This window comes from Rhodococcus sp. OS5, from assembly GCF_056837585.1.
Window position 1 is genome coordinate 1,693,860 of record NZ_CM166368.1, and the last position, 24,481, is coordinate 1,718,340.

Consider the following 24,481-nt stretch of genomic DNA (forward strand, 5'->3'; position numbering starts at 1 on the left):
GGAGAACACCTCCGCGGCGGGGCGTTTCCCGTCTGTGAGTTCAGGGATTCGGCGCTACGACGTGCCAGGGCACGGTCAGGATGCAGTCACGAAGACGTCGCCGCGCGGGTTGCACGGGAATTCCTTGCGCCCGAAGTATTTCCAATGCGGCAGCCCAACGATGGCGAGGTCCGAACGAGGCGTGCGGCGCGGCGGTGGCCCAGGCTCGATCGGCCGCGCTGAGCAACGCGTGGATCGGCTCACCGGGAACGTTGCGGTGGATGAGAGCCTTCGGGAGACGTTCCGCGATGTCGGAAGGGCGCTCGATGTCGAAGGGATCCCAGGCCAGTGTCAGGGTCAATGGACGATCAGCGTCGAGAAGCACCCAGGCGCAACGTCTCCCGAGTTCGTCGCAGGTTCCGTCGAGTAGCAGCCCGCCCGGCGCGAGACCGGACTGAATGTGTGCCCACGCAGAGTCCACAGCCTCCTCCGGATACTGCCGGAGCACGTTGAAGGCGCGTACGAAGACGGGTGTGAGACCGGCAAGTTCGAATCCACCACGGGCGAAGCTGACACCGTCACGACTCTCGACCACGCGGGCGGGGTCGATCTCGAGCCCGATGACGCGTCGATCCCGCCGGACAGCGGTGAGGCGGCTTGCCATCTCGAAGGTGGTGTCCGGCCTCGCCCCGTACCCGAGGTCGACGATCAACGGATCGGTCGCGTTGTTCAGGGCGTGCGCGATAGTGCGGTTGTGCACGATCCACCGGTCACTACGTCGCAGTCTGTTGATTCCCGTCGTGCCACGGGTGATGACCCCCTCGATCTTCGGGGGTGGAGCTTTCTTCACGCCGGGTTCAGCGTGCGGCGAGCCAGGTCGCGGTGACCTGGGCTTCGGTGCGGAACAGATCTACGAGGTTGATGAGCATCAGTTGCTCCAACTTCGCGCCGATGAACGGTATGAAGACCTTGGCCTCGGACGTGGTTCGCAGCGTGGACCCGGTATCGGTCGCGAACAACTCCATGGTGCCGGACAAACTCCCCGGCCCGGCCGGGATGGACGCTTCGTACGTTCCGGTCACGGTGTCACCGAAGGCGCCGTACGACTCCTTACGAGTGATGACAAGATCCTTCTTCATCACTGTCTGAGCGATGTCAGGCAAATCCGTGCGCGGAAGAATGTGGTGGAGCACGAGATCGATTCCGGAATCGGTGACCTCGAAATGTTCCACATGGTTCTCGGAATGCTTGCGCATCTCCTCGACACGGGCCTCCCAGTACGAGCGGTCCGCCAGCGCCGCATAGACCTGCTCGGGGGAGTGCTGATAGCGGGCGGAGTAGTCGATGCGGCGAGCCATGATCGAAAAGAATACCGGTTACACGCTGTGACAAGCCAAATCGGCTGTATCCACAACTGCCGCCGCCCGCAGGGTTTTACTTCGCGATCCACTCCCGGGTGAAGTCCTGTTCGGCCTGGATGAGCCGGACAACCTCGTCGACAATCGCACTTTCGATCTTTCCGCCGAGGAACGGGATCTTGACCTCGACCTCACCGTCGATCTCGAGAGTGGCGGAGTTCTCGTCACCTGTCAGCACCTGCGTGCCCTCGACACGGGCGGGAACGCCGTCGACGTGGGCGGAGAAGGTGCCGGTGGCCTTGCCGTCCTTGAAAGGCGCCATCGTTTCACTGCGCTTGATGACGATGTCGCCGTTGACGACTTTCGACACCATGCTGGGGAGATGCTCTGCGGCAATGATCTGCGACATCGTGACCGCGACGGTTTCGTCGCGAACGGTCAGCTCTTCGATCGTTGCGCCGGGACCACCGACAGCGACGATTCGGTCGCGCCAGTACTGCTCGGAGGTCACCGCCTCATGGACCTTCTCGGCGGGGACTGTGTACTTCGACGAATGCTCGATGCGACGGCTCACGATTGTGGAGGCTACCGTTTATCGATGTGTGGGACGTAACCATTGGCAGACGCGTCGTGGAATCAGGCGCTTTCGTGTCCGAGAACGTTGACTTGTCGGGATTGACGACGCTCCGAATCGGGGGACCGGCGCGGCTGCTCGCCGAATGTCCGACGACGCAGTCGTTGATCGACGTCGTGACGCTGCTCGATCGCGAGCAGATCCCGACGCTGATTCTCGCCGGCGGATCCAATCTCGTGATCTCCGACTCGGGATTCGACGGAGTTGTCGTTCGTGTGGCCAACACCACCGTGAGCCTCGACACGGACCGCGTCGTCGCCGAAGCGGGCGCGGTGTGGGACGAAGTAGTCGGTCAATCGGTCGCCGCGGAACTGGGTGGCCTCGAGTGCCTGTCCGGGATTCCGGGCTCGACCGGTGCGACGCCGGTGCAGAACGTCGGCGCGTACGGCGTCGAGGTGGGCTCGCGGCTCCGGCGGGTTCAATTGCTCGACCGACGCAGTGGCGAAGTGTCGTGGGTCGAACCGTCGAAACTCGAATTGGGTTACCGGTCGAGCGTCCTCAAGCATTCCGATGCAGCAGTGGTTCTCGCCGTCGAATTCGATGCGTCGACCGACGGACTGAGTGCCCCGCTCGCGTACCGCGAACTGTTCACCGCACTCGGGGCCGAAGAAGGCGAGCGGTTACCTGCGTCGCAGGTCCGCGAGGCAGTTCTGGGTCTTCGGACGGGTAAGGCGATGGTCCTCGATCCGTACGACCACGACACTTGGAGCGCGGGTTCCTTCTTCACCAACCCCGTGGTGCCGGACGACAAGCTGCCCGCTGTGCTCGGAGCAATAACCGAACAGCTCGGAGACGTCACCGTGCCGCAGTTCCCGGGCAGTGGTGGAACCAAGCTCTCGGCCGGATGGTTGATCGAACGGGCCGGATTCTCGAAGGGTTATCCCGGTGAAGATGCACCGGCCAGGCTGTCGACGAAACACACCTTGGCGTTGACCAACAGAGGGTCGGCAACGAGCGCGGATGTGGTCTCGCTCGCGCGGACAGTGCGCGACGGCGTCGAAGCCGCGTTCGGTGTGCACCTGGAACCGGAACCGGTAACTGTGGGCTGCACCGTCTGATTCCTGACAGAGCCCGCAGGTAGCCTGTTGAAGTGCATGAGCTGGGTGGTAGGAGAAGTCGTTCGCGTCTTGTTGCGTTGGTAGCTGTATTGCTCGCTGTGATGGTGGCCGTCGTCGGCTGCACGATCGGCGGCAAGGACGGACAGGGCGGCGCGGCGGCCGCCGAACCAGCACCGGTGGCGACCGTGGTGTCGACGCCGGCGCCCGGCACCAAAGATGTCAGCCCGGTCGCCCCCGTCTCGGTAGCCGTGACCCAGGGAACGCTGTCCGACGTCAGCCTCAGCAACGCAGCCGGTAAAGCCGTTGCAGGACAATTGTCGCCTGACAAGACATCGTTCACCGTCAGTGAGGCACTCGGCTACGGCACCACGTATTCGTGGTCGGGCTCGGCAACCGGAACCGACGGTAAATCCGTGCCAGTCCAAGGGAGCTTTACGACGGTTGCCCCGGAGTCGACCACCGGCGCCACCCTCAACATCGCCGACGGCCAAGAAGTTGGCATCGCGGCACCGATCACGTTGCAGTTCGACAACTCCGTCGTCGACAAGGCGGCCGTCGAGAAGGCGCTTGTCGTGACCACCGTGCCGCCCACCGCCGGATCGTGGGCTTGGCTGGCCGACGACAACGGCGGATCGCGGGCCCATTGGCGTCCGGCCGATTACTGGGTGCCGGGCACGACTGTCCATCTGGACGCCAAGCTCTACGGCTTGAACTACGGCGGTGGCGCCTTCGGCGACCAGGATCTCACGCTCGACTTCACGATCGGTCGTAGCCAGATCGTGAAGGCGAATGCGCCCAGCCACCGCATGCAGGTGGTGCGCGACGGTCAGACGATCATGGACATTCCCGTCAGCTACGGCGAGGGAAACGAACCTCGCAACGTCACGCGCAGCGGCATTCACATGGTGACGGAGAAGTACGAAGACTTCATGATGTCCAATCCGCCGTTCTACGAGAACGTGCGTGAGCGTTGGGCCGTGCGCATCTCCAACAACGGCGAATTCATCCACGCCAATCCTGAGACCACCGGGGTGCAGGGCTCGTCGAACGTCACGAACGGTTGCATCAACCTGTCGACATCCGACGCGCAGGAATACTTCGGAACCGCCCTCTACGGTGACCCCGTCGAGGTGACCGGCACGTCGATCGACCTGTCTCCTGCGGACGGCGACATCTACGACTGGGCAATCGATCTGCCGACCTGGAAGTCGATGTCGGCACTGCCGTAACTCTGTACTGCGGTAAATCCGTGGATGAGGGAACCGTCCGGGCTCTGCTTGCGTCTGTACAGGTAAGTGCTGTCGGCTCGGGGGAGTCCGACGGGGGTTTTCGACTTCAGGGGGACAGCGGTGGGCATTCCATTTCTGGAAGACGTGCTGGGAAGAATCTCCGAAGCGACGCAGGCCGTGCCTCCTGGCGTGGCGGCATTGCCAGTTGTCGGCACTCCCATCGCGAGCGCAATCGCTACATCTGCTCTGGTGCAATCCATAACCGACGACCGCGGCGCGTTCGACGACGAGATGGCTGCTGCGACCGTCGACGCCGATGTGGAGCGCGCACGAGCCTGGGGTGAGCGCGATGCCCTCACCGCCCAGACGTCGTCGCTCGAGTACAGCGAACACGCAATCGTGGACGACGATCCGTTCGATGCGATGTCGCACTCCGAAATCTTCGACCACGTCAACGAGATGAATCCGGCAACCCTGAGTGCGATCGGTGAGGCTTGGAAGGCCATTGCAGGCCGGGTCGAAGCCGGCATCGGGAAGTTCCAGAACGACGTGAACGGTGCGATCACCGAAGGCTGGCAGGGGCGCGGCGGCTCGGCTGCGCTGGAAGCAGTGCTGGCCTACTCGGCTGATGCGGGTGAGCTGAAGGTGCGGGTCGATCTGATCTCGAACAAGATCGAGGAGGCGAAGATCGCACTCGACGAGGCCAAACGCTCGATTCCGGCCCCCGACGGCGCCTCGACGGTCGAGAGGTTTCTCAGCATGGTTCCCGGGGCTACATGGAAGCAGGCCCAATACGAAGCGGAAGAAGCCGAACGTCAAGCGCGCCAGGTGATGAAGGACGTGTATCTGCCGTCCATGAAGCGTGCGGACGATCAGGTGCCGATCCTCCCGGCCGCATTCAATCCGGTCACCGGCGGTGGAGGGGCTGGAAGTGGCGGCGCATTCGGTAGTGGTGGTGCCGACGGCGGGAACTTTTCGGGTCCAGGAAACGGGCTCGGCGCGCCGTCTACATCGGGTGGCGGGGTCGGTGGGGGAGCGGACGGTGGAAACTCCGGCGGGGCAAACCCGCCTGGACACGGTTCCGGTCAGAATCCATCCGGCACCGATTCCGGAAATGGTGACAACCGTAGCGGCGTTGATGCCCAAGGGAATCCGAACGTCGATGCAGTTCGATCCGGAACCGATTCCGACCCGGCCGGGACCACGGCGGCACATGCCGGTCCACTGTCCGCCGGTGCAGCGCCAGATGGCCTAGCTCGTGCAACTCCGAATGGCGCTCAGCTTGGTTCCGGAACGCCGTCAGGCCTGGTAGGTAGCGGTTCGGGTGGTGGTCCTGCTGGTGGAATCGGTACCGGAGGCTTCGGGCCAGGCGGAACCGGAGTCGGAGCCCTCGGCCCTGGCGGTACCGGTGGCCTCGCCGGTGGCGGACGTGGGGGCGTCAACGGAGCTGGCGGTACCTCGGCGACGGGCGCGCAGAGCGGTCGGGGCGCGATGGGTGGCGTCGGCGGCATGGCACCGGGACGAGGGCAAGGGCAAGACGAAGACAACGTTCACGACACCCCCGGCTACCTCGTCACAGTCGAGAACGGCAACGCCCTGGTCGGCGACCTACCGATGGTCTCCCCGGCGGTGCTGGGCGAATGACCACCATGCAGTGGCAGTTCACCGGCCTCGAATTCCAGATTCTCTGGGAAGCGGTCGGACGTGACCGACTCCCGTACCCGCTGCGGTTTCGTCCGACGGCCGAAACCATGAACGAGCTGACAGAAGAGCGACGTCGAGCGGGAGCACACCTGGCTTGGTTGCTCGACGATCGGCTGCATCACGTTCTCGGTGCTCTTGCGAATCCTGATGCTCGCGTTGAGGTTTCCGGTTTTCACGGGCAGAACATGAGTACGGTGACGCGATTGCACGGCGTTGTTGCCGGCGACCTGGGGGTGCTCCTGACTCAACTGCCCGGCAGGACTGTCGACTGTGGCTCCGACGTGGTTTTCACCGTGGTACGCCCATCGGCAATTCCACGGATGCTCGTCGATCACCTGCCGACCTGCCCCGCTGGATCGGAGCGTGGTGTGAGCATCGAAAGGCCGAAAACTTCCGGTAGAGCGAGCTTCCTGAGCAGTGCCGCCGGTGCGCGCGGGAGCGAGGAAGTGAGCAGATTCTTCGGCCGAGAGCGGACCTCGATCGGTGAAGTCACCACATACCCGGGAGGAGCAGTGGACAGCAGACCGACAGACGACGGCATAACGTTCCACTGGTACGACTATGCCGGAGATGGTCGGTACATCGTCACCGCTGATGAAACCGTAAGTGCCCGTAGCGCTTCCACGGAAATGACGGAGGCCGAGATTGCACGCAATCTCGGCCTCGTCCTGCACCGGGTGATTCGCACTGGTTAGTCAGAACGATTCGAACTAGCTGATGGTGCGGTGGAACCGACCGGGGCTTGCCTGATCCCTCGGCTTGACGATGATCTGATCGAGGTTCACATGTGACGGCCGCGACGCGACAAAACCGATGATCTCGGCGATGTCCTGCGCCACCAACGGTGTGATTCCCTCGTACACCTTGTCGGCCTTGTCCTGATCGCCCTCGAACCGGACGAGTGAGAACTCCGTCTCGACGGCTCCCGGCGCGATTTCGGTCAGTCGAACGGGCTTGCCCAACAGTTCACCACGCAATGTCCGATGAAGGACGGCTTGAGCGTGCTTGGCGGTGGTGTAGCCCGAGCCGTTGTCGTATGCCTCCAGCGCGGCCACCGAGGTGATGGTCACGACCAGACCGTCACCCGAATCGATCAGCTTGGGCAGCAGTGCCTTCGTCACACGCAACGTGCCCAGAACATTGGTCTCCCACATCCACCGCCAGTCGTCCAGATCGGCGTCCAGGACTGTTGCCAGACCCTTTGCACCACCCGCGTTGTTGACCAACACGTCGACACGTGGGACCACGGCCGCGAACGCGTCGACGGAATCCTCGTCGGTGACGTCGAGTTCGAGAGCGGTACCACCGATTTCCTCGGCGATCTTCTCGAGACGATCGACGCGGCGAGCACCGATCACGACGTGGAATCCCTGAGCTGCCAGGGTGCGGGCGGTGGCCTCACCGATTCCGGAGCTGGCTCCGGTGACTACGGCGATGCGGGCATCGGAAGAAATGGTCATGATGCAATCGTAGGGCTAGTCGGCGGCATACTCTGCTTCCCGTTCGATGGATTCGATGTGACGACGCGGTACTTGTATCCGGCCGGGTGTGTAGGTGACGGCGCGCAGCGCGCCGCTGTACCGGAAGGGACCATGGCGTCGTCGTACCTCCCACGACACAGGTCCCCTGGCGTCGACACCGACCGAGATACCGGTCCACGGCGCCATTCCCACCAGTTGTACTTGCCCGAGCAGCTGGCCCGCGTGAATGCCGTCGACGCTGACGTGGAGATCCCAACGCAACCGCGGTACCACCGTCACCGACAGCCCGATGCGTTCGGTGCCGAGCGCCAGCGGTCCGGCGTCGACAACGGAGTAGGAACCGAACGCGTTGTACCCGAGATGCAGATGCCCGTCCTCGACGTAGAGAAGGTACCCACCCTGCGGATCGCCATGGGCGACAAGGACACCGGCGTCACCTTCGCGGTAACCGTCGAGTTCGACCGTGATGTCGAAGTCGCGGAACCCGATCAGCTTGGATGAGCGGTAGCGCTCCAGCGGGGGCGTTCCGGCAAGTAGTCGCACCGGGCGTGAGAGTGCTCCTTCCTCCGGACGGCGAACCGCGCCGACGGTATTGCCGAGTAGAGGAAACACGGTGTTCGCCCACGCCGAGTGGTCCCAGGCCTCGGCGAGTTCGCGAACCTTGTCGGGAAACCGTGATGCCAGGTCGTCGAGCTCGGTCGGGTCGGTGCGGACGTCGAACAACTGCCAGTGCGGTTTGTCGATGTCCGCCGGGGTGAGAGCCAGCAGTTTCCAGCCGTCCTTGTAGTAGCCACGGTTGCCGGTCATCTCGGTGTACTGCTCGGTGTGAGTGCTCGGAGCGGCAGACGAACGCAGAACGGACGCGGAAGACACCCCGTCGAACTCTTTCACCGGGAGCCCGTTTCGCACACTGGGTGCGTCGATTCCGGCCAGTTCGAGCAGCGTAGGGGTCAGGTCGGTGACGTACGCGAACTGGTCGCGAATCCCGTTGTCGTCTGCTTCGGGTTTCAATCCAGCGGACCAGGACAGGAGAAAAGGAACACGGATCCCGCCGGCAAAGGATTGCCCTTTGTAGAACCGGAACGGGGTGTTGGACGTCTGTCCCCATCCACGTGGATAGTGGACGCCCAATTCAGGTCCGCCGATGAGGGATTCGTCGTGGGGGACATCGCCCACCCAGTCCGGATCCTGAATATGCGCGAACTGTGCGAAGTAGCTTCGGGTCCCGTCCGAACCGCCCTCGGCGGTGCCGCCGTTGTCGGAGGTGAAGACGATGATCGTGTTGTCGAGCTCGCCGAGTTCGTCCAGGGTGTCGACGATGCGTCCGACGCTCTGATCGATCGAGTCGACCATCGCCGCGTACACCTCCATGTAGCGGGCGAACCTGGACTGCACTTCCGGCGTGAGTGATTCCCATTCGGGGACGTCGAAGCCGGGTTCGGAGTTTCGCGGTGCTTGTTGCGTACCTTCCGGAAAGAGGCCTTGCACGAGCTGAGAGGCGAACCGCGACTCGCGGATTCGATCCCACCCTTCGTCGTAGCGGCCGCGGTACTTTTTCTGGTCGGCAGGCTTGGCCTGCAACGGTCCGTGCATGGCGACGTGTGCGAAGTAGAGGAAGAACGGCTTGTCCTGATCGTGGGCGCGGAGGTCCTTGATGTACCCGACCGCTTTGTCGGTCAGATCGTCGGTGAGGTAGTACCCCTCGGGGTACTCGTCCACGTCGACCACAGAATTGTCGGAGATCAGTTGATTGGGATAGTAGAAGGAGTTGAGGCCTTCGAGTGAGCCGTAGTAGCGATCGAAACCGCGCTGCGTCGGCCAGGAGTCACGACTTCGTCCCGGGGCCAGGTTGGCGTCGCGTACGAGGTGCCACTTGCCGACGGCATAGGTCGCATAGCCCGCGCCGCGGAGGATTTCGGGGAGTGTCTGGACGTCGTCGGCCAATTCCAGACGCAGTCCGGGGTAGCCCGGATCGGCGTTGGCGACAAAACCGTACCCGGCGCGGTGCGGATTCAGGCCGGTGAGAAGAGCTGCGCGCGACGGCGAGCAGAGGGGCGTCGTGTGATAGTTGGTCATCCGAATGCCCTGCGCGGCAAGGCGGTCGAGGGTGGGAGTCTCGATCTCGGAGCCGAACGGCCCGATGTCGCTGTACCCCATGTCGTCGATCAGAACCACGACGATGTTGGGTGATCCGGGAATCGGGGTCGTGGAGGTGGGCCACGACGGGGTCGAATCGGCTGCGGTGCGGCCGATTCGACCCTCGAAGCCTTCGTATCCGCGGGCGTGCGGAGGAGGGGCGGAATCCGGTGAAGTCATGGGAGAGTCGAGGCGCCTTCGATGATCGAGTATTCGGAAGCGTCGCCGGCGATGCTGCGGCTTCGTTCCCCGTGGATGTTGACCGGGATGTCGCCGGCAAGGGTGATGCGTTCCAGACGCCGGTACTGATCGTCGTAGTCGGCGATCGCGTAGTGCTGGGTGGCGCGGTTGTCCCAGATCGCGACGTCACCCGCTTCCCAGTTCCACCGCGTCGTGTACTCGAGCTTGATGGCGTGATCCTGCAAGAGCTTGAATACACCGTTCGACTGTTCGGTGCTCAACCCGACGAAGTTCTTGACAAAATGTCCGAGGACGAGCGTGCGTTCTCCGGTTTCGGGGTGGACCCGCACCACCGGGTGTTCCGTCTCGAAGTACGTGGACTGGAACTCCTCGCGGTAGGCGGCCGTGCGATCTTCGGTGAGCCGCTCGGCGCTGGTTGCCGCATAGTCGTAGACGTTCGTGTGGCGAGCCCAGAGGTTCTCCGCGAGCGCCTTGAGCGGATCCGGCAGTCCGTTGTAGGCGGCTACCCCTGACGCCCACGTCGTGGAACCGCCGTATTCGGGTAGCTGCACCGCGCGCAGGATCGAAGCCTTGGGGATGCGGTCGACGAAGGTGACGTCGGTGTGCCAGCTGTTGGCCTTGCCCAGGTCCGAGTCGATGGGCAGAACTTTTGCGCCGTGCGACTTCACGGTGGGGTGGGCAGTGGTCGGGGTACCCAGCAGTTGGGCGAACTCGTACTGCGAATCGTTGTCGAGGTGGTCTTGCCCGCGAAAGAAGATCACCTTGTGTTCGAGAAGTGCTTGCCGGATGAGGGAAATCGTCGCCGGGTCGAGATGCCCGCCGAGAGTGATTCCGTCGATTCGGGCGCCGATATGCGCGCCGAGGGTGGTGACAGTGCCGCGAGCGGCGTCAACGGCCGCTCCGTTCGTTGATGCCGAATTCGTGAGGGTCGGCTTGGCGAAAGCTGTAGACATGGTGCACCTTTCGTGGGGAGTGTGCCCACCCAAACACGCGAGATTTCGCCCCGACAGGGTTGCGTTCAGTGTGATCGTTACCGCACCTGATTTGTGAATCTCGGTGAAGCTGCTACTTTTGGAGCCATGTCGACCGACCAGCCTGCCGCTTTGCGGGTCACCTATGTGACCGCTGCGCTTGGTTCGCGTCTGCCTCTGGCGCGAGAGCTGTGTTGTCGCCGCCGTTCTTTCTGCAGCTAATTTCTGCGCCTTTTCTGTCTATTTCTTCGTGTGACCAGTGGAAACGCTGATTTCTCGGTCGACAGAGATATGCGCCTTCTCCTCCTTCTGCAAGGGACAGCCATGTCGACACCCACAATCTCCGCCATTCCGAACATCCGATCGCGAACCGCGCTCTCGGGAACCCGGACCCGTACCCAGATAGTTGCGCCCGAACTACGCATCGCCGACGGTCCGTCCGCGACTGTGTTGCGCATTGCTCGATCCCGTGGGCCGCTCTCACGTGACACTGCGGCAAAGGCATCAGGGCTGAGCATCGCCACCGTGAACCGGCAGGTCACGAGCCTGCTGGACCTCGGGATCCTGCGCGAACGCGCGGACCTGACGGCATCCGGAGCAATCGGGCGTCCGCGAGTTCCGTTCGAGGTCAACCACGAGCCTTATCTGACAGTCGGCATCCACATCGGTGCCGTCGTCACCAGCATCATCGCCAGCGACATTCGTGGAAAGGTGCTCGGCGCCGTCGAGATTCCGACGCCTGCCACCAATTCTGCTGTCGCGCTTGCCACGATTGCGCGCTCGGCCAAATCCTTTGCCTCGCGGTGGCACAAGCGTCGTCCGCTCGCCGTCGGCGTGGCCATCGGCGGTCGCGTCGATTCAGCGACCGGAGTCGTCGATCACCCGCGTCTGGGATGGAAGGGCGCCAAGGTCGGGTCCATCATCGGAGCCGGCTTGGATCTCCCTGTATCGGTAGCCGCCCACGTCGAGGCGATGGCCGCGTCGGAACTTCTGCTCAGCACCGACCGTGCCGAAGCCCCGACGCCGGGCACTACCGGCCTGTACTTCTATGCTCGTGAAACTGCCGGTATCGCAATCACTTTCGAAGGGCGAGTACACACGCCGTCCAGCGGACCCGGTTCGATCGCGCACCTCCCCACCGGTTCGTCCGCACGGTGCACCTGCGGAGCCGTGGGTTGCCTTGAAGCGACGATCAGTGACCGCGCCGTAGTCGCGCGGGCTTTGTCTTCGGGCGCCGTGATCCAGGGCAGCGAGCGTGTCACGATCGCGGACGTCTACCGGGCCGCGTCGTCGGGTTCCATTCCGGCACACGAGCTTCTGGTTGATCGAGCACGCGTCCTCGGCCGGACAGTGGCGATGCTGCGTGACCTGTTCAACCCGGATCGGGTGATTCTGGGTGGTCAGGCATTTACCGACTATCCCGCCGGGGTGCCCCATGTCGCCGAGGCCTTCTCGACGGCATCCTCCTTGGAGCGTAAGGACATTCGAATTACCGGTTTCGGCAATCGGGTTCAGGAATACGCTTCCACGGTCGTGTCACTGAGCTCACTGTTTGCTGATCCCGCTGCGGCTATGCGCCGCGCGTCGGCCGTCTGACTGCGAAGAGGGTAGTCAGAGTTCCGGTCGATCCAAGACTCGCAACCATGATCCGTCGGGCTGGCGGCGCGCGACCTGCGTGCGCCCGCCGGTTCCGTCGGAAGGTTTGGTCGAGGTCATTGCCAGGTCGCCGCTGATCACCGTCGGTAGAGATTCCTCGACGGTGAATCTCGGTGCAGCTGCCAGCATCTGAGAGATCACCTCGCGGATGGCTTGGCGGCCCACGGTGAGGGATCCGGGCGGGAAGGCCATCACCGCATCCTCCTCGTAAAGTGCGGCGACGGCGTCTGCGTCACCAGCGTTGGCAAACTGCACGAAAAGCTTCGCGATGTCTTCCGGGGTTCCGGCCTTCTGAACGTCATCTGTTGTTGTCATGCTTCCATCGTTCTACCGTACCGGCGATAAGTCCAAGATCTAGTTTGTCTCGCAGCTAGAATTAGCAGTTATGGAACTTCGGCAACTCGAGTACTTTGTCGCTGTCGTTGAGGAAGCTAATTTCACTCGCGCCGCCGAGCGGCTTCACGTAGCCCAGCCGGGTGTGAGTGCGCAGGTCAAAAGGCTGGAACGTGAGCTGGGGCAGGAATTGCTCGATCGTAGTGGTCGAACCGTTCGTCTGACCGACGCCGGGCGAGCTGTCCTCCCACACGCCTACGCTGCACTTGCTTCCGTTCAGAGCACCCGCGACGCTGTCGATGCCCTGAACGGACTTGTTCGCGGCTCCGTTTCGGTCGGGATGGTCACCGCCTGTGCCTCCGCCGATCTGACCGATCTGCTCAGTCGGTTGCACACCAGACACCCCGGCCTGGACATCTCGCTGGCCGAGGACGATTCGCGCAGTCTGCTTGCCGGAGTGTCGGACGGAACCTTCGACATAGCCGTCATCGGGGTGGCGGGAGAGCTGCCGGAAGGGCTCGAATCGAGGGTGATCACCGACGAACGACTGGTGGCCGGAGTGGCAACGGATCATCCGCTGGCCGAGGTGTCGTCTCTACCGTTTGCCGAGCTCGCCACGCGATCGGTCATCTGTCTGCCGGAGGGAACCGGTATCAGGACGTGTCTGAACTTCGCGTGCGCCGCGGCCGGCACCACGCCGACGGTTGCGCTCGAGGCAAGCAACCTCGGCATCATCGTTTCATTGGCAGCGCAGGGGCTGGGAATGGCCGTGCTTCCCGAGTCGGCAGTGGGGGAGTTGCATCGGATCGATCTCGAACCGGAGGCGCGATCTCGGCTGGAATTGGTCTGGCGTTCGTCGGGCGGCAAGAATCCTGCGGCCTCCGCTCTCATCGATCTTGCGAGAGCTGTTCCCGCCGAGTGAGTTCGGCCTGCGCCCGATCCAATCCGCCGTGCTCGAGAGCAGCCAACCTCGACCTGTCCTTCCAGACAATGGTGCCGCGTCGCCGGACGATGACCGACATCGTTCCACCGAGATGCTCGAGCGCTCCTGGCACGTTTCGACGCTCGGCAGGTATCGGAACAGGAAGTATGTGTGCGTCGGCGATGGGTGCGGTCCCGTTGATGTCGACGCTCCACTTCCGGCTGTAACCCCGAAGCGTCCAGCGATCGTCGGACACCGTCGTCTCCACCTGTGACGTCAGTGGATTACCCAGCCGCAATACCGTTCCGTCCGGTAGCGCGGCAACGACGGCGGTGACTTCGGTGCGCAGAGGTCCGGCGCTGACCTGTCCGCCGGCAAACGCCACGCAGGCTCGAGGATCGGTGAACCCCTGTGCCTGTCCCCACCACCAGGATTCCGGAAATCCTCCCTTTCCCCAGTTCTTCTCGCCGTACACCTGCGCTCCGGTGAGATCCCAGCTCTGCCCGTCGATGACGGCGCTTCCCTCGACCCGGCCGCCGAGCAGCCACGGATGCCAGTACTGATTGAGTGCGGGAATTGATTGGAAGTAACTCGATCCCCCGAAGCGGCGGTGCGGCCAGAATCGCTGACTACTGATGCGCACGTCGAGATGACTGTCGCCGAAATCGACCTGGAGTCGATCGGCATTGCCGCGGAAAGCGTTGTCGGCGTAGGCCCCCAGGATACGGGGATCGGCCGATCCATTCGGATGCTCAGCAGTGCGGAGGAATCCGCCTGGATGTGCCGCGAGACCGAGCGTCGACCAGCTGTCGCCGTCGGCCTTGTTGATTCCGGCGAGCGCGATCACCACCCGCCCGCTGTCTGGCATCGTGAATCGCCAGAAGTAACCCTCCATCGCAACGTCATGGGAGGCAAGCAGATTGCCGTACGGCAGGGTGGCACCCGAAGCGCGGTACGCGGGAAGCTTCACGATCCCAGTACTGCCTGTGATGCGGTGACCTGAGCGACGAGGCGGCCCTCGTCGTCGCGGATCTCGGTCACCACCGCGACGGTGCTGCGCCCCGCGTGCAGTGGCCGGGCGGTGGCGGTGACCGTGCCCTTGCGCACGCCGCGAGTGAAGACGGTCGACGAACTGGTGGTGGACGTACTTGCGCCGGGCGGCAGATTGAGGAATGCACAGACGGCGCCGACGCTGTCTGCCAGCGTCATCAAGGCGCCGCCGTGCATTCCGTTGCCGGCGGTGGTGCGGTGGCTGTCCCAATCCAGATGGCCGACAACCTGTTCGGGTGCCGCGCTGTCCAACTGAATTCCGGTGTGAACTGCAAAAGGCATGCTCGCGACAAGTTGTTCGAGGTCCATGCCTACCGATGTTAACGAGCCGCCGAAACCTCCGTCGGGACTTCGGTTTATCGAGGGCGGTGACTCACAGGGGCAGGGCGGTTTCCGACAGCCCTTCCGGCGCGTTGCGACGACGGAACCACTCGGTGCCGAATGCCGCGGCGAGCTGCTCCGTCGGCATTTCGAGGAACGGGCCGAAATCGCCGACCTGCGTTGCGTGCGCGTACATGGCCGCGCGCTTGGACGAGATCACCGAACTGACGTCGACTGCGGTGGTGAGTTGGTCAGCCGGAAGCCCGAACGATTCGATGTCCGGCGGCTGCGCCTCCTCGGTCCACTCGGGGTTGGCCTGCATCAGCATCTTCATGTGATCGCGGTTGGTGGACGCCTCGTAGACGAACGGCGTGCCCGCGAGTTCTGCAGCACGAACGCCGACGTGGTGGACCTGGATGTGATCCGGGTGGCCGTATCCGCCGTTGGGGTCGTAGATGGTCAGGACATCGGCGTTCTCTTCACGAAGAACCTCGGCCAGACGCTCGGCGGCCTTCTCGACGTCGACGTTGCAGAACGCTTCCGGATTCTCGTTCTCGGGCGTACCCACCATCCCCGAATCCGGGTAGTGCAGGGACACGACGCGACTGGCACCCAACGCGTCGGTGGACGCCTCGAGCTCACGGCTGCGGCGCTGAGCCAACGTCTCGTATTCGTCCAACAGTCCGTCGGGGAATTCACCGAGAGCACCGTCGGTAGCGGTGACGACTACGACGCGGTGACCTGCGTCGGCGGCCATTCTCATCACGCCGCCCGTAGTGAAAACTTCGTCATCGGGATGGGCGTGGAAACACACCAGGACACTCATTCGCGCAATCGTAAGGCAAGTTACCGACAGGTCAACCCGAGCGCACAGTGAAAACGATTTGTCGAGTCGGCCTCGGCTCTGTGAACCTTGTTCAGTGCACGAGAAGCTGACATGAGCGAATCCACCAACAAAGGCCTGCTGAGCGCCTACCGCGAGATCTTTGCCGCCCCCGGATCGGTCGCCTTCTCGGCCGCCGGATTTGTCGCAAGGCTGCCGATCGCCATGATCGGTATCGGAATCGTGACGATGATCTCGCAACTTCGTGGTGACTACGCGCTCGCCGGCGCGCTCGCCGCGGTTTTTGCGCTCTCGTCGGCGATCATCGCGCCCGCGGTCTCGCGTGCGGTCGACCGCTTCGGACAGCGAGCGGTCCTGCCGATTGCCGCAGCCGTGAGCGTCACCGCGATCGGGGCGCTCCTGCTCGCAGTCCGGATGGAAGCTCCCGACTGGCTGCTGTTCGTTCTGGTCGTCCCCGGCGGCGCCACTCCGACGATCGGCGCGATGATTCGCGCCAGGTGGGTGGCGATCTATGTCGGAAAACCTCAGCTGCGCACCGCCTTCGCCTTCGAATCGGTGGTGGACGAGCTCTGCTTCGTGGCGGGCCCGGTCATATCGGTAGGTCTGAGCATCGGGCTCTTCCCCGAGGCTGGACCACTGGCAGGGTTGATCCTGCTGGTCACCGGAACCCTGCTGCTGGTCATACAGCGCGGAACCGAACCGAAGGTGCATCCGCGTCGACCCGGCCGCGGACGATCGGTTCTCGGTAACCACGTGATGTGGATCGTCATCGTGATCATGGTGATGCTCGGAACGATCTTCGGCGTCATCGACGTCGGCGCCATCGCGTTCACCAAGGAACAGAATTCGCCGGGGTCGGCGACGCTGGTCCTCGCGCTGTTCGCCGGCGGTTCGGGAATCGCGGGACTGATCTTCGGGTCGATGCACCCGGCGCGATCGCTGCGCGGGCAGTTGATGATCGCGTCCTCGGCGGTCGCCGTTCTCAGCGTCCCGCTTCTGTTGGTCGGAAACGTGGCCGCACTTGCGGGTGCCTACGTGCTGGCGGGCGCGACCATCGCACCGACGCTCATCATCGCGACAGCCCTGGTCGAACAGATCGTCCCACCGGAAAAGCTCACCGAGGGAATGACCCTGACGGTTACCGGCCTCGGCGTCGGCGTGGCGCTCGGGTCTGCGCTGGCCGGACAGCTGATCGATCGCTACGGCGTCCCGTCGGCCTACATGCTCGCCGTCGGCGCCGCAGTCGCAGCCTCTATCGTGACGGCATGTCTATTCGTGAAGCCGTCAGCGTCGACGGCACGTCCATCGTCTATCGAGTAACCGGAAATTCGGCGGGGACCCCGCTGGTGTTGCTGCACGGCTGGGCTCAGTCCTCGCAGTGCTGGGGCGAGCAGGTCCTCGCGGACCTGGCCGCGGACTATCGGCTGATCGCCGTCGATCTGCGCGGCCACGGTTACTCAGATGCGCCCGAATCCGGATACGACGATTCCGCGAACTGGGCCGGCGACGTCGCGGCTGTTCTTGCGGCCGAAGGCGTCACCGAGAACGCGATCCTGCTCGGCTGGTCGTACGGCGGTCTGGTGATCTGCGATTACCTGGCAGCGCACGGCACCGGCGCGGTGGCGGGCGCGGTTCTGGTCGGGGCGATCACCAGCATCGGGCGCGGCGAAAAAGGTGGCAAGGTCGGCTCGGCGATGCGTAGCGCAGTTCCCGGCGCGATGTCCGAAGATCCCCGCGAGGCGATCCGTGCACTCGGCGCTTTCGGCAATGCTCTCACCGGCCCACCCGAGGGCAAGGGTGCAGCGTCGCAGGCCTTGTTCGGGTACAGCCTCTCGACGCGTCCGCGGGTGCGCGCAGCACTGTTCAACCGTGCTGTCGGTCACGACGAGTTGCTTCGCAACCTGGACATCCCGGTCCTCGTTCTGCACGGAACCGACGACTCCGTCGTCGACGTGAGCGCAGGTAAGCACGCCGAGGAACTGATTCCCAAGTCCCAGGCGTCGTACTGGGAAGGCTGCAATCACGGCCCGTTCGTGGAGGATCCGACACGATTCGTGTCCGAAGTGCGAACCTTCATCTCGAGCCTCGGTTAGAGTTCGCGCCCGGTGAGGGGGCAGTATGGAGTCGTGACGCCCATGCACATTTCGCGCCCTCGCCGGGTGGCCGTTCTCTCGGTCCACACCTCGCCATTGGCACAACCCGGCACCGGTGACGCGGGTGGGATGAACGTCTACGTTCTGCAATCCGCCATTCAGCTCGCCAAACGTGGCGTCGAGGTGGAGATATTCACCCGCGCGACGTCCTCGGCCGACGCACCCGTGGTGGACGCCGCTCCCGGAGTGCGGGTTCGGAACATTGCTGCTGGTCCCTTCGAAGGGCTGGACAAGGCGGATCTGCCGACTCAACTGTGTGCCTTCGTCGCAGGAGTTCTGCGGGAGGAAGCGCGCCACGAGCCCGGGTACTACAGCCTGATTCACTCGCACTACTGGTTGTCCGGTCAGGTCGGCTGGCTGGCCCGCGACCGCTGGGGCGTGCCCCTCGTACACACCGCCCACACCCTCGCGGCGGTGAAGAATCTTTCGCTTGCCGAGGGAGACACCCCGGAGCCGGCAGCACGTCAGATCGGCGAGCAGCAAGTAGTCGCCGAGTCCGATCGCCTGGTCGCCAACACCACCGACGAAGCCAAGGCGCTGCACGAGTTGTACGGCGCAGATCCCACGCGTATCGACGTCGTGGCTCCCGGCGCCGATCTCACCCGCTACCGACCGGGCGATCGCGATTCCGCCCGCGCGTCGTTGGGGTTGGACCCGGGCGAGGTCGTCGTGACTTTCGTCGGCCGGATCCAACCTCTGAAAGCGCCGGACGTTCTGCTGCGTGCTGCCGCCGAAGTGATCAGCCGTCGCCCCGAGTTGCCGTTGCGCATCCTCGTCGTCGGCGGGCCGTCCGGAACTGGCCTCGCGCGGCCGGACGTGCTGATCGAACTGGCACGCTCACTCGGCATCACAGCGCAGGTGACGTTCTTGCCGCCGCAGGCTCCTGAGCGTCTCGCCGATGTCTACCGTGCCTCGGATCTGGTTGCGGTGCCGAGCTATTCGGAGTCCTTCGGATTGGTCGCCATCGAAGCTCAAGCCTGCGGAACTCCCGTGATCGCCGCCGACGTCGGCGGACTGGGAGTAGCCGTACGCAACGGGGAGACAGGCCTGCTGGTTCAAGGACACCGCACCGAAGACTGGGCCGGCGCCCTCGAATCTTTGGTGACAGCACCGACGCGCTTGGCCGAACTCGCCGCGCAGGCACCGCGTCACGCCGAAAATTTCTCGTGGGAACACACCGCGGACGGTTTGCTCGAGAGCTATCGCAAAGCCGCAGTCAACTACAACAACGGAACCGGTCCCAGCGACTTCTCGCCCCGCCGTGCGCGGGGTCTGTGGCGTCTGCGCCGGACCGGGGGAGTGCGTACATGAGCAGCATTTCGGACACCATCGAGCAGGCCCTCACCGAGCGTGAACTCGACTTCACCAGAAAAGACGACGCGCATTTCATCGTCGAACTTCCCGGTGAACACAAACTCAAGACGTCGACTCTGCTCACCGTTGGCAATCACGGTGTGCGGGTCGAGGCCTTCGTGTGCCGCAAGGTGGACGAGAACTTCGAAGGCGTCTACAAGTTCCTGCTCAAGCGCAACCGCCGTCTGTACGGGGTGGCGTACACACTCGACAAGGTCGGGGACATCTACCTGGTCGGCAAGATCGCGGAGCATGCCGTGACCGGCGATGAACTCGACCGAGTGCTCGGTCAGGTTCTCGAAGCCGCCGACGGCGATTTCAACGTCATCCTCGAACTCGGCTTCTCCTCGTCCATCAAGCGTGAGTGGGCGTGGCGGGTGTCGCGAGGCGAGTCGCTGGCGAATCTCGAACCGTTCAAGCACCTCATCGAGGAGGAGCCCGCGCAGAGCTGATCGAGCGGGGTGAGACACATCGCGGATGTGTCACGTAAAGTGACCTTTACTTGTGACTGTCGTCACGGAATAATACTGTTCCCGTGAGTCACAGTAAGTTGGTCACACCACCCCGCCGCGCAACTTTTCGAGGAGCACAGTGAGCTTCAAGAGTCCGTTCCCCGACGTTGAAATCCCCAACCTCAGCGTCTACGACTTCCTGTTCGGAAACACCGACCCCGCAGACCTCGACAAGACGGCATTCGTCGAGGGCAGTTCGGGCGCAGTCACCACATACGCTTCGCTGATCGCACAGATCAACGGCGTTGCAGGCGCTCTCGCAGCGCGCGGACTCAGCGTCGGCGACGTGGTCGGGCTGCATTCGCCCAACGTCCCGGCCTTCGGTTCCGTCTTCCACGGCATCCTTCGTGCCGGTGGCGTCGCGACCACGATCAACGCGCTCTACACCGCCGAGGACATCGCCAAGCAGCTCACCGATTCCAAGGCCAAGTTCCTCTTCACCGTCTCGCCGCTCCTGCCGCAGGCAAAGGCCGCTGCTGACCTGGTCGGTATCCCGGCCGAGAACGTGTTCGTACTCGACGGGGCCGAAGGCCACCTCTCGCTGCGTGATCTGCTCGGCGAGGGTGCAGCGGCGCCCGAGGTCTCCTTCGATCCGGCCACCCAACTCGCGGTGCTGCCGTACTCCTCGGGCACCACCGGCCGACCCAAGGGGGTCATGCTCACCCATCGGAACCTCGTGGCCAACGTCTGCCAGATCATTCCGCGGATGGGCATCGAGACCGACGACAAGATCCTCGCGGTCCTACCGTTCTTCCACATCTACGGCATGACGGTCCTGCTCAACGCTGCGCTCTACCGCCGCGCGAGCCTCATCACGATGCCGAAGTTCGATCTCGTCGAGTTCCTGCGGATCGTCGCCGAGCAGAAGTCGACGTACATCTTCGTCGCACCGCCCGTTGCCGTCGCGCTGGCAAAGCACCCGCTCGTCGATCAGTACGACCTCTCGAGCGTGCACACCATCTTCTCCGGTGCGGCCCCGCTCGACGCGGCGCTCGGCAAGGCCGTCGCCGACCGGTTGAACTGCCACGTCCGCCAGGGCTACGGCATGTCCGAGATGAGCCCGGTCTCGCACGCGATCCCGTTCGATCGTGACGACATCGCCCTCGACACGTGTGGTCCGACCATCGCCAACATGGAATGCAAGCTCGTCGACCCCGGAACGGGCGAAGAGGTCGCGTACCCGGCTCTCGGCTCGGACGGCGTCAGCGAGCCCGGCGAACTGTGGTGCAAGGGCCCGAACATCATGCTCGGCTACCTCGGCAACGACCAGGCCACCAAGGACACCCTCGACGACGACGGTTACCTGCACACCGGTGACATCGCGACCGTCGACGGCGACGGCGTCGTCAAGATCGTCGACCGCCTCAAGGAACTGATCAAGTACAAGGGCTACCAGGTTCCCCCGGCGGAACTCGAGGCCTTGCTGCTGACCCATCCGCAGATCGCCGACGCCGCAGTGATCGGCGTGCTCGACGCCGAGGGCGAAGAGGTTCCGAAGGCATTCGTGGTGCTCCAGGACGGCGCCGAGTTGACCGAAGCCGACGTGATCTCGTTCGTCGCCGAGCGCGTCTCGCCGCACAAGAAGGTTCGCCAGGTTTCGTTCATCAGCACCGTGCCGAAATCCGCGGCCGGAAAGATCCTCCGCAAGGATCTGCGAACTGCGGAAGTAGGCCCGAGCTGATTTCCGGACAGGGTTGATCAAGAAGGGTTCCGGTACTCGTGCCAGGATGAACGCCATGAGTATCGGAACCCTGGTCCTGCTCCGCCACGGCGAGAGCGAATGGAATGCACTCAATCTGTTCACCGGCTGGGTGGACGTACACCTGACAGACAAGGGCATGGCCGAGGGCAAGCGCGCCGGCGAACTGCTCGCCGAGCACAACTTGTTGCCCGACGTTCTCTACACGTCTCTGCTGCGCCGCGCGATCAGCACAGCCAACCTCGCGCTCGACGCCGCCGATCGCCACTGGATCCCGGTAGTGCGCGACTGGCGTCTCAACGAGCGCCACTACGGCGCTCTGCAGGGCAAGAACAAGGCGCAGACCAAGGAAGAGTACGGAAACGAGCAGTTCATGCTCTGGCGTCGTAGCTACGACACCCCGCCGCCCGCCATCGAAGCCGGCAGCGAGTACAGCCAGGACACCGATCCCCGGTACGCGAACCTCGACGAGGTTCCCTTGACCGAGTGCCTGCTCGACGTCGTCAAGCGTCTGATCCCGTACTGGGAGGACACCATCTCCCAGGAGCTGCTCGCCGGCCGGAACGTGCTGGTCACCGCGCACGGCAACTCGCTGCGTGCGTTGGTCAAGCACCTCGACGGCATCTCGGACGAGGACATCGCGGGCCTGAACATCCCGACCGGAATCCCGCTGCGTTACGACCTCGACGAGAACCTGAAGCCGCTCAATCCCGGCGGCACCTACCTGGATCCGGAGGCCGCAGCTGCCGGCGCCGCCGCGGTGGCGAATCAGGGCGGAAAGTAGCAACCCGATGATGTGCGTCGAGGCCCCCCGAACAGTGATTTCGGGGGGCCTCGGCCAACAGCAGATGAACGACGAACCAACGCCGTCCACCTGGCGGATTACACGGGTGGGAACGTCCGAACCCGCCGTAACCGACTCTTCGCGCGAACGTACGATTGCGCCGTGAGTGTCGTGATTGCAGTGCTGCTGGTCGTGGTCGCCGGCTTGGTCGGCTACCTCGTCGGCGGGGTGCTGGTACCCAGGCTGTCGTCGCGCCAGAGTCAGCGCTCGGACGAACAGACCGGGCTCACGATGTCCCAGGTTCTCGACCTCATCGTGTTGGCTTCGGAAAGCGGTATCGCCGTCGTCGACGGTTTTCACGACGTCGTGCTCTTCAATCCTCGCGCCGAGGAACTCGGTCTCGTCAAGAATCGTCTGGTCGACGAGCGAGCTTGGCGGGCTGCTCAGGAAGTTCTGCGGACCGGTCAACCTGTCGAGGTCGATCTGACGGCGCAGACCGCTCAGCGGGGCCGCGACAAGATCGCGGTACGTGGCACGGCCCGGTTGCTCAGCAAGGACGATCGCAACTTCGTGGTCCTGTTCGCCGACGACGATTCCGAGCAGGTCCGCATGGAGGCGACCCGACGCGATTTCGTCGCGAACGTCAGCCACGAACTGAAGACGCCGGTCGGTGCGATGAGCCTGCTCGCGGAGGCACTGCTCGAGTCCGCTGACGACCCGGAATCGGTGCGGCACTTCGGCGAACGGGTGCTCGGTGAGTCGATTCGTCTGGGCAAGATGGTCACCGAGTTGATCGCACTCTCGCGTCTGCAAGGTGCCGAGAAGCTGCCGGATCTCGACGTGGTCGACGTCGACACCGTGGTGTCCGAAGCACTGTCGAGGTCGAATCTGTCGGCCGAGGCCGCCGGGATCACGGTCACCACCGACCATCCGAGTGGGCTGGAAGTACTCGGGGATCAGACTCTCCTCGTCACGGCATTGTCCAACCTCATCGAGAACGCTATTGCGTACTCGCCCAAGGGTTCTCCGGTTTCCGTCAGTCGGTCGGTACGCGGCGACAATGTCGCGATCGCAGTCACCGACCGAGGAGAAGGCATCGCGAAAGCGGACCAGGAGCGAGTGTTCGAGAGATTCTTCCGCGTGGACAAGGCGCGGTCACGGCAGACCGGTGGAACCGGTCTGGGGCTGGCGATCGTCAAACACGTCGCGGCCAATCACAACGGCTCCATCGAACTGTGGAGCAAACCGGGTACAGGGTCTACCTTCACGTTGCAGATACCGGCACACGTGGAGTCGGACGACGACATCGACTCTGACGACGCGGGAACCGCCGGTTCCACGCGGATCGGCAGACGAGAACAAGGCAGTAGAGAAAACGGCATGGAGGCCAAACGATGACGAGTGTGCTGATCGTGGAGGACGAGGAGTCCTTGGCGGACCCGCTGGCGTTCCTGCTCCGCAAGGAAGGCTTCGAGACCACCATCGTCAACGACGGACCGTCGGCGTTGGCGGAATTCGATCGCTCCGGAGCGGACATCGTCCTGCTCGACCTCATGCTGCCCGGCATGAGTGGCACGGACGTCTGCAAGGCGCTGCGGTCGCGCTCCGGCGTCCCCGTCATCATGGTGACGGCGCGTGACAGTGAGATCGACAAGGTCGTCGGACTGGAACTCGGTGCGGACGACTATGTGACCAAACCGTATTCGGCGCGTGAGCTGATCGCTCGCATCCGTGCGGTGCTGCGCCGCGGGGTGGAGAACGAGGCGGACCTCGCCTCCGACAACGGGGTGCTCGAGGCCGGACCGGTACGGATGGACGTCGAGCGCCACGTCGTGCAGGTCGCGGGTAACCCGGTGACGTTGCCGCTCAAGGAGTTCGATCTCCTCGAGTACCTGCTCCGCAACTCCGGTCGGGTGCTGACCCGCGGACAGTTGATCGACCGCGTCTGGGGCGCCGACTACGTCGGTGACACCAAAACCCTTGACGTACACGTGAAGCGGTTGCGTTCGAAGATCGAATCGGATCCGGCCAAGCCGGAACATCTGGTCACGGTCCGTGGATTGGGTTACAAGCTCGAAGCGTGATCGAACCTCGTCGAGAAGA

The 24,481-nt window shown here is 63.8% G+C and carries 24 protein-coding genes; 14 read left to right on the top strand and 10 right to left on the bottom strand.

Annotation, left to right across the window (positions count from 1 at the left end):
- Window positions 1-40: 40 nt before the first annotated feature.
- From ACVZUB_RS07960 to ACVZUB_RS07970, 3 genes are all read right to left on the bottom strand, one after another.
- Window positions 41-829, bottom strand: a complete 789-nt coding sequence (locus tag ACVZUB_RS07960; RefSeq protein WP_007735354.1) for a hypothetical protein — start codon at window positions 827-829, stop codon at window positions 41-43.
- A 7-nt stretch (window positions 830-836) separates the two neighbouring features.
- Complete coding sequence (locus ACVZUB_RS07965; protein WP_007735352.1) at window positions 837-1,337, bottom strand: DUF2505 domain-containing protein; 501 nt, start codon at window positions 1,335-1,337, stop codon at window positions 837-839.
- 76 nt (window positions 1,338-1,413) lie between these two features.
- Entirely contained in the window at window positions 1,414-1,911 is a 498-nt protein-coding gene (locus ACVZUB_RS07970; protein ID WP_003942023.1) for a DUF2505 domain-containing protein, read from the bottom strand.
- Window positions 1,912-1,985: 74 nt separating this feature from the next.
- Here ACVZUB_RS07970 and ACVZUB_RS07975 point away from each other — a divergent pair, with 74 nt between their 5' ends.
- The 4 genes from ACVZUB_RS07975 (at window position 1,986) to ACVZUB_RS07990 (ending at window position 6,657) form a co-directional block, all read left to right on the top strand.
- Window positions 1,986-3,029 (top strand): UDP-N-acetylmuramate dehydrogenase, encoded by a 1,044-nt coding sequence (locus ACVZUB_RS07975; protein WP_051649640.1) that lies wholly within the window; start codon window positions 1,986-1,988, stop codon window positions 3,027-3,029.
- A 32-nt stretch (window positions 3,030-3,061) separates the two neighbouring features.
- The gene (locus ACVZUB_RS07980; protein ID WP_042452959.1) at window positions 3,062-4,258 is read left to right on the top strand and encodes a L,D-transpeptidase; all 1,197 of its coding nucleotides are present in this window, start codon (window positions 3,062-3,064) and stop codon (window positions 4,256-4,258) included.
- A 120-nt stretch (window positions 4,259-4,378) separates the two neighbouring features.
- On the top strand, window positions 4,379-5,902 hold the full coding sequence (locus ACVZUB_RS07985) for a hypothetical protein (RefSeq protein WP_064074206.1): 1,524 nt from the start codon (window positions 4,379-4,381) through the stop codon (window positions 5,900-5,902).
- A complete protein-coding gene (locus tag ACVZUB_RS07990; RefSeq protein ID WP_054187843.1) occupies window positions 5,899-6,657 on the top strand; it encodes an ESX secretion-associated protein EspG in 759 nt (252 codons plus the stop codon). Before ACVZUB_RS07985 ends, ACVZUB_RS07990 begins: the two co-directional genes overlap by 4 nt.
- A 15-nt stretch (window positions 6,658-6,672) precedes the next feature.
- On the opposite strand, the gene ACVZUB_RS07995 is transcribed toward ACVZUB_RS07990, so the two are convergent.
- Genes ACVZUB_RS07995 through ACVZUB_RS08005 form a run of 3 tightly spaced genes read right to left on the bottom strand, consistent with a single transcriptional unit; the run spans window position 6,673 to window position 10,733 of the window.
- The gene (locus ACVZUB_RS07995) at window positions 6,673-7,422 is read right to left on the bottom strand and encodes an SDR family NAD(P)-dependent oxidoreductase (protein ID WP_064074205.1); all 750 of its coding nucleotides are present in this window, start codon (window positions 7,420-7,422) and stop codon (window positions 6,673-6,675) included.
- A 15-nt stretch (window positions 7,423-7,437) separates the two neighbouring features.
- Entirely contained in the window at window positions 7,438-9,759 is a 2,322-nt protein-coding gene (locus ACVZUB_RS08000; protein WP_482628281.1) for an arylsulfatase, read from the bottom strand.
- The gene (locus ACVZUB_RS08005) at window positions 9,756-10,733 is read right to left on the bottom strand and encodes a TauD/TfdA dioxygenase family protein (RefSeq protein WP_042452972.1); all 978 of its coding nucleotides are present in this window, start codon (window positions 10,731-10,733) and stop codon (window positions 9,756-9,758) included. The genes ACVZUB_RS08000 and ACVZUB_RS08005 overlap by 4 nt, the downstream gene beginning before the upstream one ends.
- Window positions 10,734-11,075: 342 nt before the next feature.
- Here ACVZUB_RS08005 and ACVZUB_RS08010 point away from each other — a divergent pair, with 342 nt between their 5' ends.
- Window positions 11,076-12,347, top strand: coding sequence for an ROK family transcriptional regulator (locus tag ACVZUB_RS08010; protein ID WP_082845690.1), 1,272 nt, complete (start codon window positions 11,076-11,078; stop codon window positions 12,345-12,347).
- Window positions 12,348-12,362: 15 nt separating this feature from the next.
- Here ACVZUB_RS08010 and ACVZUB_RS08015 read toward each other — a convergent pair whose 3' ends face one another.
- Window positions 12,363-12,722 (bottom strand): YybH family protein, encoded by a 360-nt coding sequence (locus ACVZUB_RS08015; RefSeq protein WP_054187841.1) that lies wholly within the window; start codon window positions 12,720-12,722, stop codon window positions 12,363-12,365.
- 70 nt (window positions 12,723-12,792) lie between these two features.
- On the opposite strand from ACVZUB_RS08015, the gene ACVZUB_RS08020 reads away from it, so the two are divergent.
- Complete coding sequence (locus tag ACVZUB_RS08020; protein ID WP_063314780.1) at window positions 12,793-13,662, top strand: LysR family transcriptional regulator; 870 nt, start codon at window positions 12,793-12,795, stop codon at window positions 13,660-13,662.
- On the opposite strand, the gene ACVZUB_RS08025 is transcribed toward ACVZUB_RS08020, so the two are convergent.
- The 3 genes from ACVZUB_RS08025 to ACVZUB_RS08035 all read right to left on the bottom strand — a co-directional run bounded on the left by ACVZUB_RS08025 (window position 13,628) and on the right by ACVZUB_RS08035 (window position 15,859).
- On the bottom strand, window positions 13,628-14,632 hold the full coding sequence (locus ACVZUB_RS08025; protein ID WP_063314779.1) for a tocopherol cyclase family protein: 1,005 nt from the start codon (window positions 14,630-14,632) through the stop codon (window positions 13,628-13,630). The genes ACVZUB_RS08020 and ACVZUB_RS08025 overlap by 35 nt on opposite strands.
- Window positions 14,629-15,021 (bottom strand): PaaI family thioesterase, encoded by a 393-nt coding sequence (locus ACVZUB_RS08030; RefSeq protein ID WP_058227471.1) that lies wholly within the window; start codon window positions 15,019-15,021, stop codon window positions 14,629-14,631. Before ACVZUB_RS08030 ends, ACVZUB_RS08025 begins: the two co-directional genes overlap by 4 nt.
- Before the next feature lie 64 nt (window positions 15,022-15,085).
- The gene (locus ACVZUB_RS08035; RefSeq protein WP_003942001.1) at window positions 15,086-15,859 is read right to left on the bottom strand and encodes a PIG-L family deacetylase; all 774 of its coding nucleotides are present in this window, start codon (window positions 15,857-15,859) and stop codon (window positions 15,086-15,088) included.
- A gap of 111 nt (window positions 15,860-15,970) precedes the next feature.
- On the opposite strand from ACVZUB_RS08035, the gene ACVZUB_RS08040 reads away from it, so the two are divergent.
- From ACVZUB_RS08040 to ACVZUB_RS08075, 8 genes are all read left to right on the top strand, one after another.
- Entirely contained in the window at window positions 15,971-17,197 is a 1,227-nt protein-coding gene (locus tag ACVZUB_RS08040) for an MFS transporter (RefSeq protein WP_003942019.1), read from the top strand.
- Window positions 17,143-17,970, top strand: coding sequence for an alpha/beta fold hydrolase (locus ACVZUB_RS08045; protein ID WP_042452989.1), 828 nt, complete (start codon window positions 17,143-17,145; stop codon window positions 17,968-17,970). The genes ACVZUB_RS08040 and ACVZUB_RS08045 overlap by 55 nt, the downstream gene beginning before the upstream one ends.
- A gap of 42 nt (window positions 17,971-18,012) precedes the next feature.
- Window positions 18,013-19,341, top strand: coding sequence for a D-inositol-3-phosphate glycosyltransferase (mshA, locus tag ACVZUB_RS08050; RefSeq protein WP_003941843.1), 1,329 nt, complete (start codon window positions 18,013-18,015; stop codon window positions 19,339-19,341).
- The gene (locus tag ACVZUB_RS08055; RefSeq protein ID WP_047268888.1) at window positions 19,338-19,835 is read left to right on the top strand and encodes a type III secretion system chaperone family protein; all 498 of its coding nucleotides are present in this window, start codon (window positions 19,338-19,340) and stop codon (window positions 19,833-19,835) included. Before mshA ends, ACVZUB_RS08055 begins: the two co-directional genes overlap by 4 nt.
- A gap of 139 nt (window positions 19,836-19,974) precedes the next feature.
- The gene (locus tag ACVZUB_RS08060; RefSeq protein ID WP_312638323.1) at window positions 19,975-21,576 is read left to right on the top strand and encodes an AMP-binding protein; all 1,602 of its coding nucleotides are present in this window, start codon (window positions 19,975-19,977) and stop codon (window positions 21,574-21,576) included.
- Between the two features lie 46 nt (window positions 21,577-21,622).
- A complete protein-coding gene (locus ACVZUB_RS08065; protein WP_003941992.1) occupies window positions 21,623-22,378 on the top strand; it encodes a phosphoglyceromutase in 756 nt (251 codons plus the stop codon).
- Window positions 22,379-22,540: 162 nt separating this feature from the next.
- A complete protein-coding gene (locus tag ACVZUB_RS08070) occupies window positions 22,541-23,776 on the top strand; it encodes a sensor histidine kinase (RefSeq protein ID WP_003941938.1) in 1,236 nt (411 codons plus the stop codon).
- Entirely contained in the window at window positions 23,773-24,462 is a 690-nt protein-coding gene (locus tag ACVZUB_RS08075; RefSeq protein WP_003942020.1) for a response regulator transcription factor, read from the top strand. The genes ACVZUB_RS08070 and ACVZUB_RS08075 overlap by 4 nt, the downstream gene beginning before the upstream one ends.
- The last annotated feature ends 19 nt before the right edge of the window (window positions 24,463-24,481 follow it).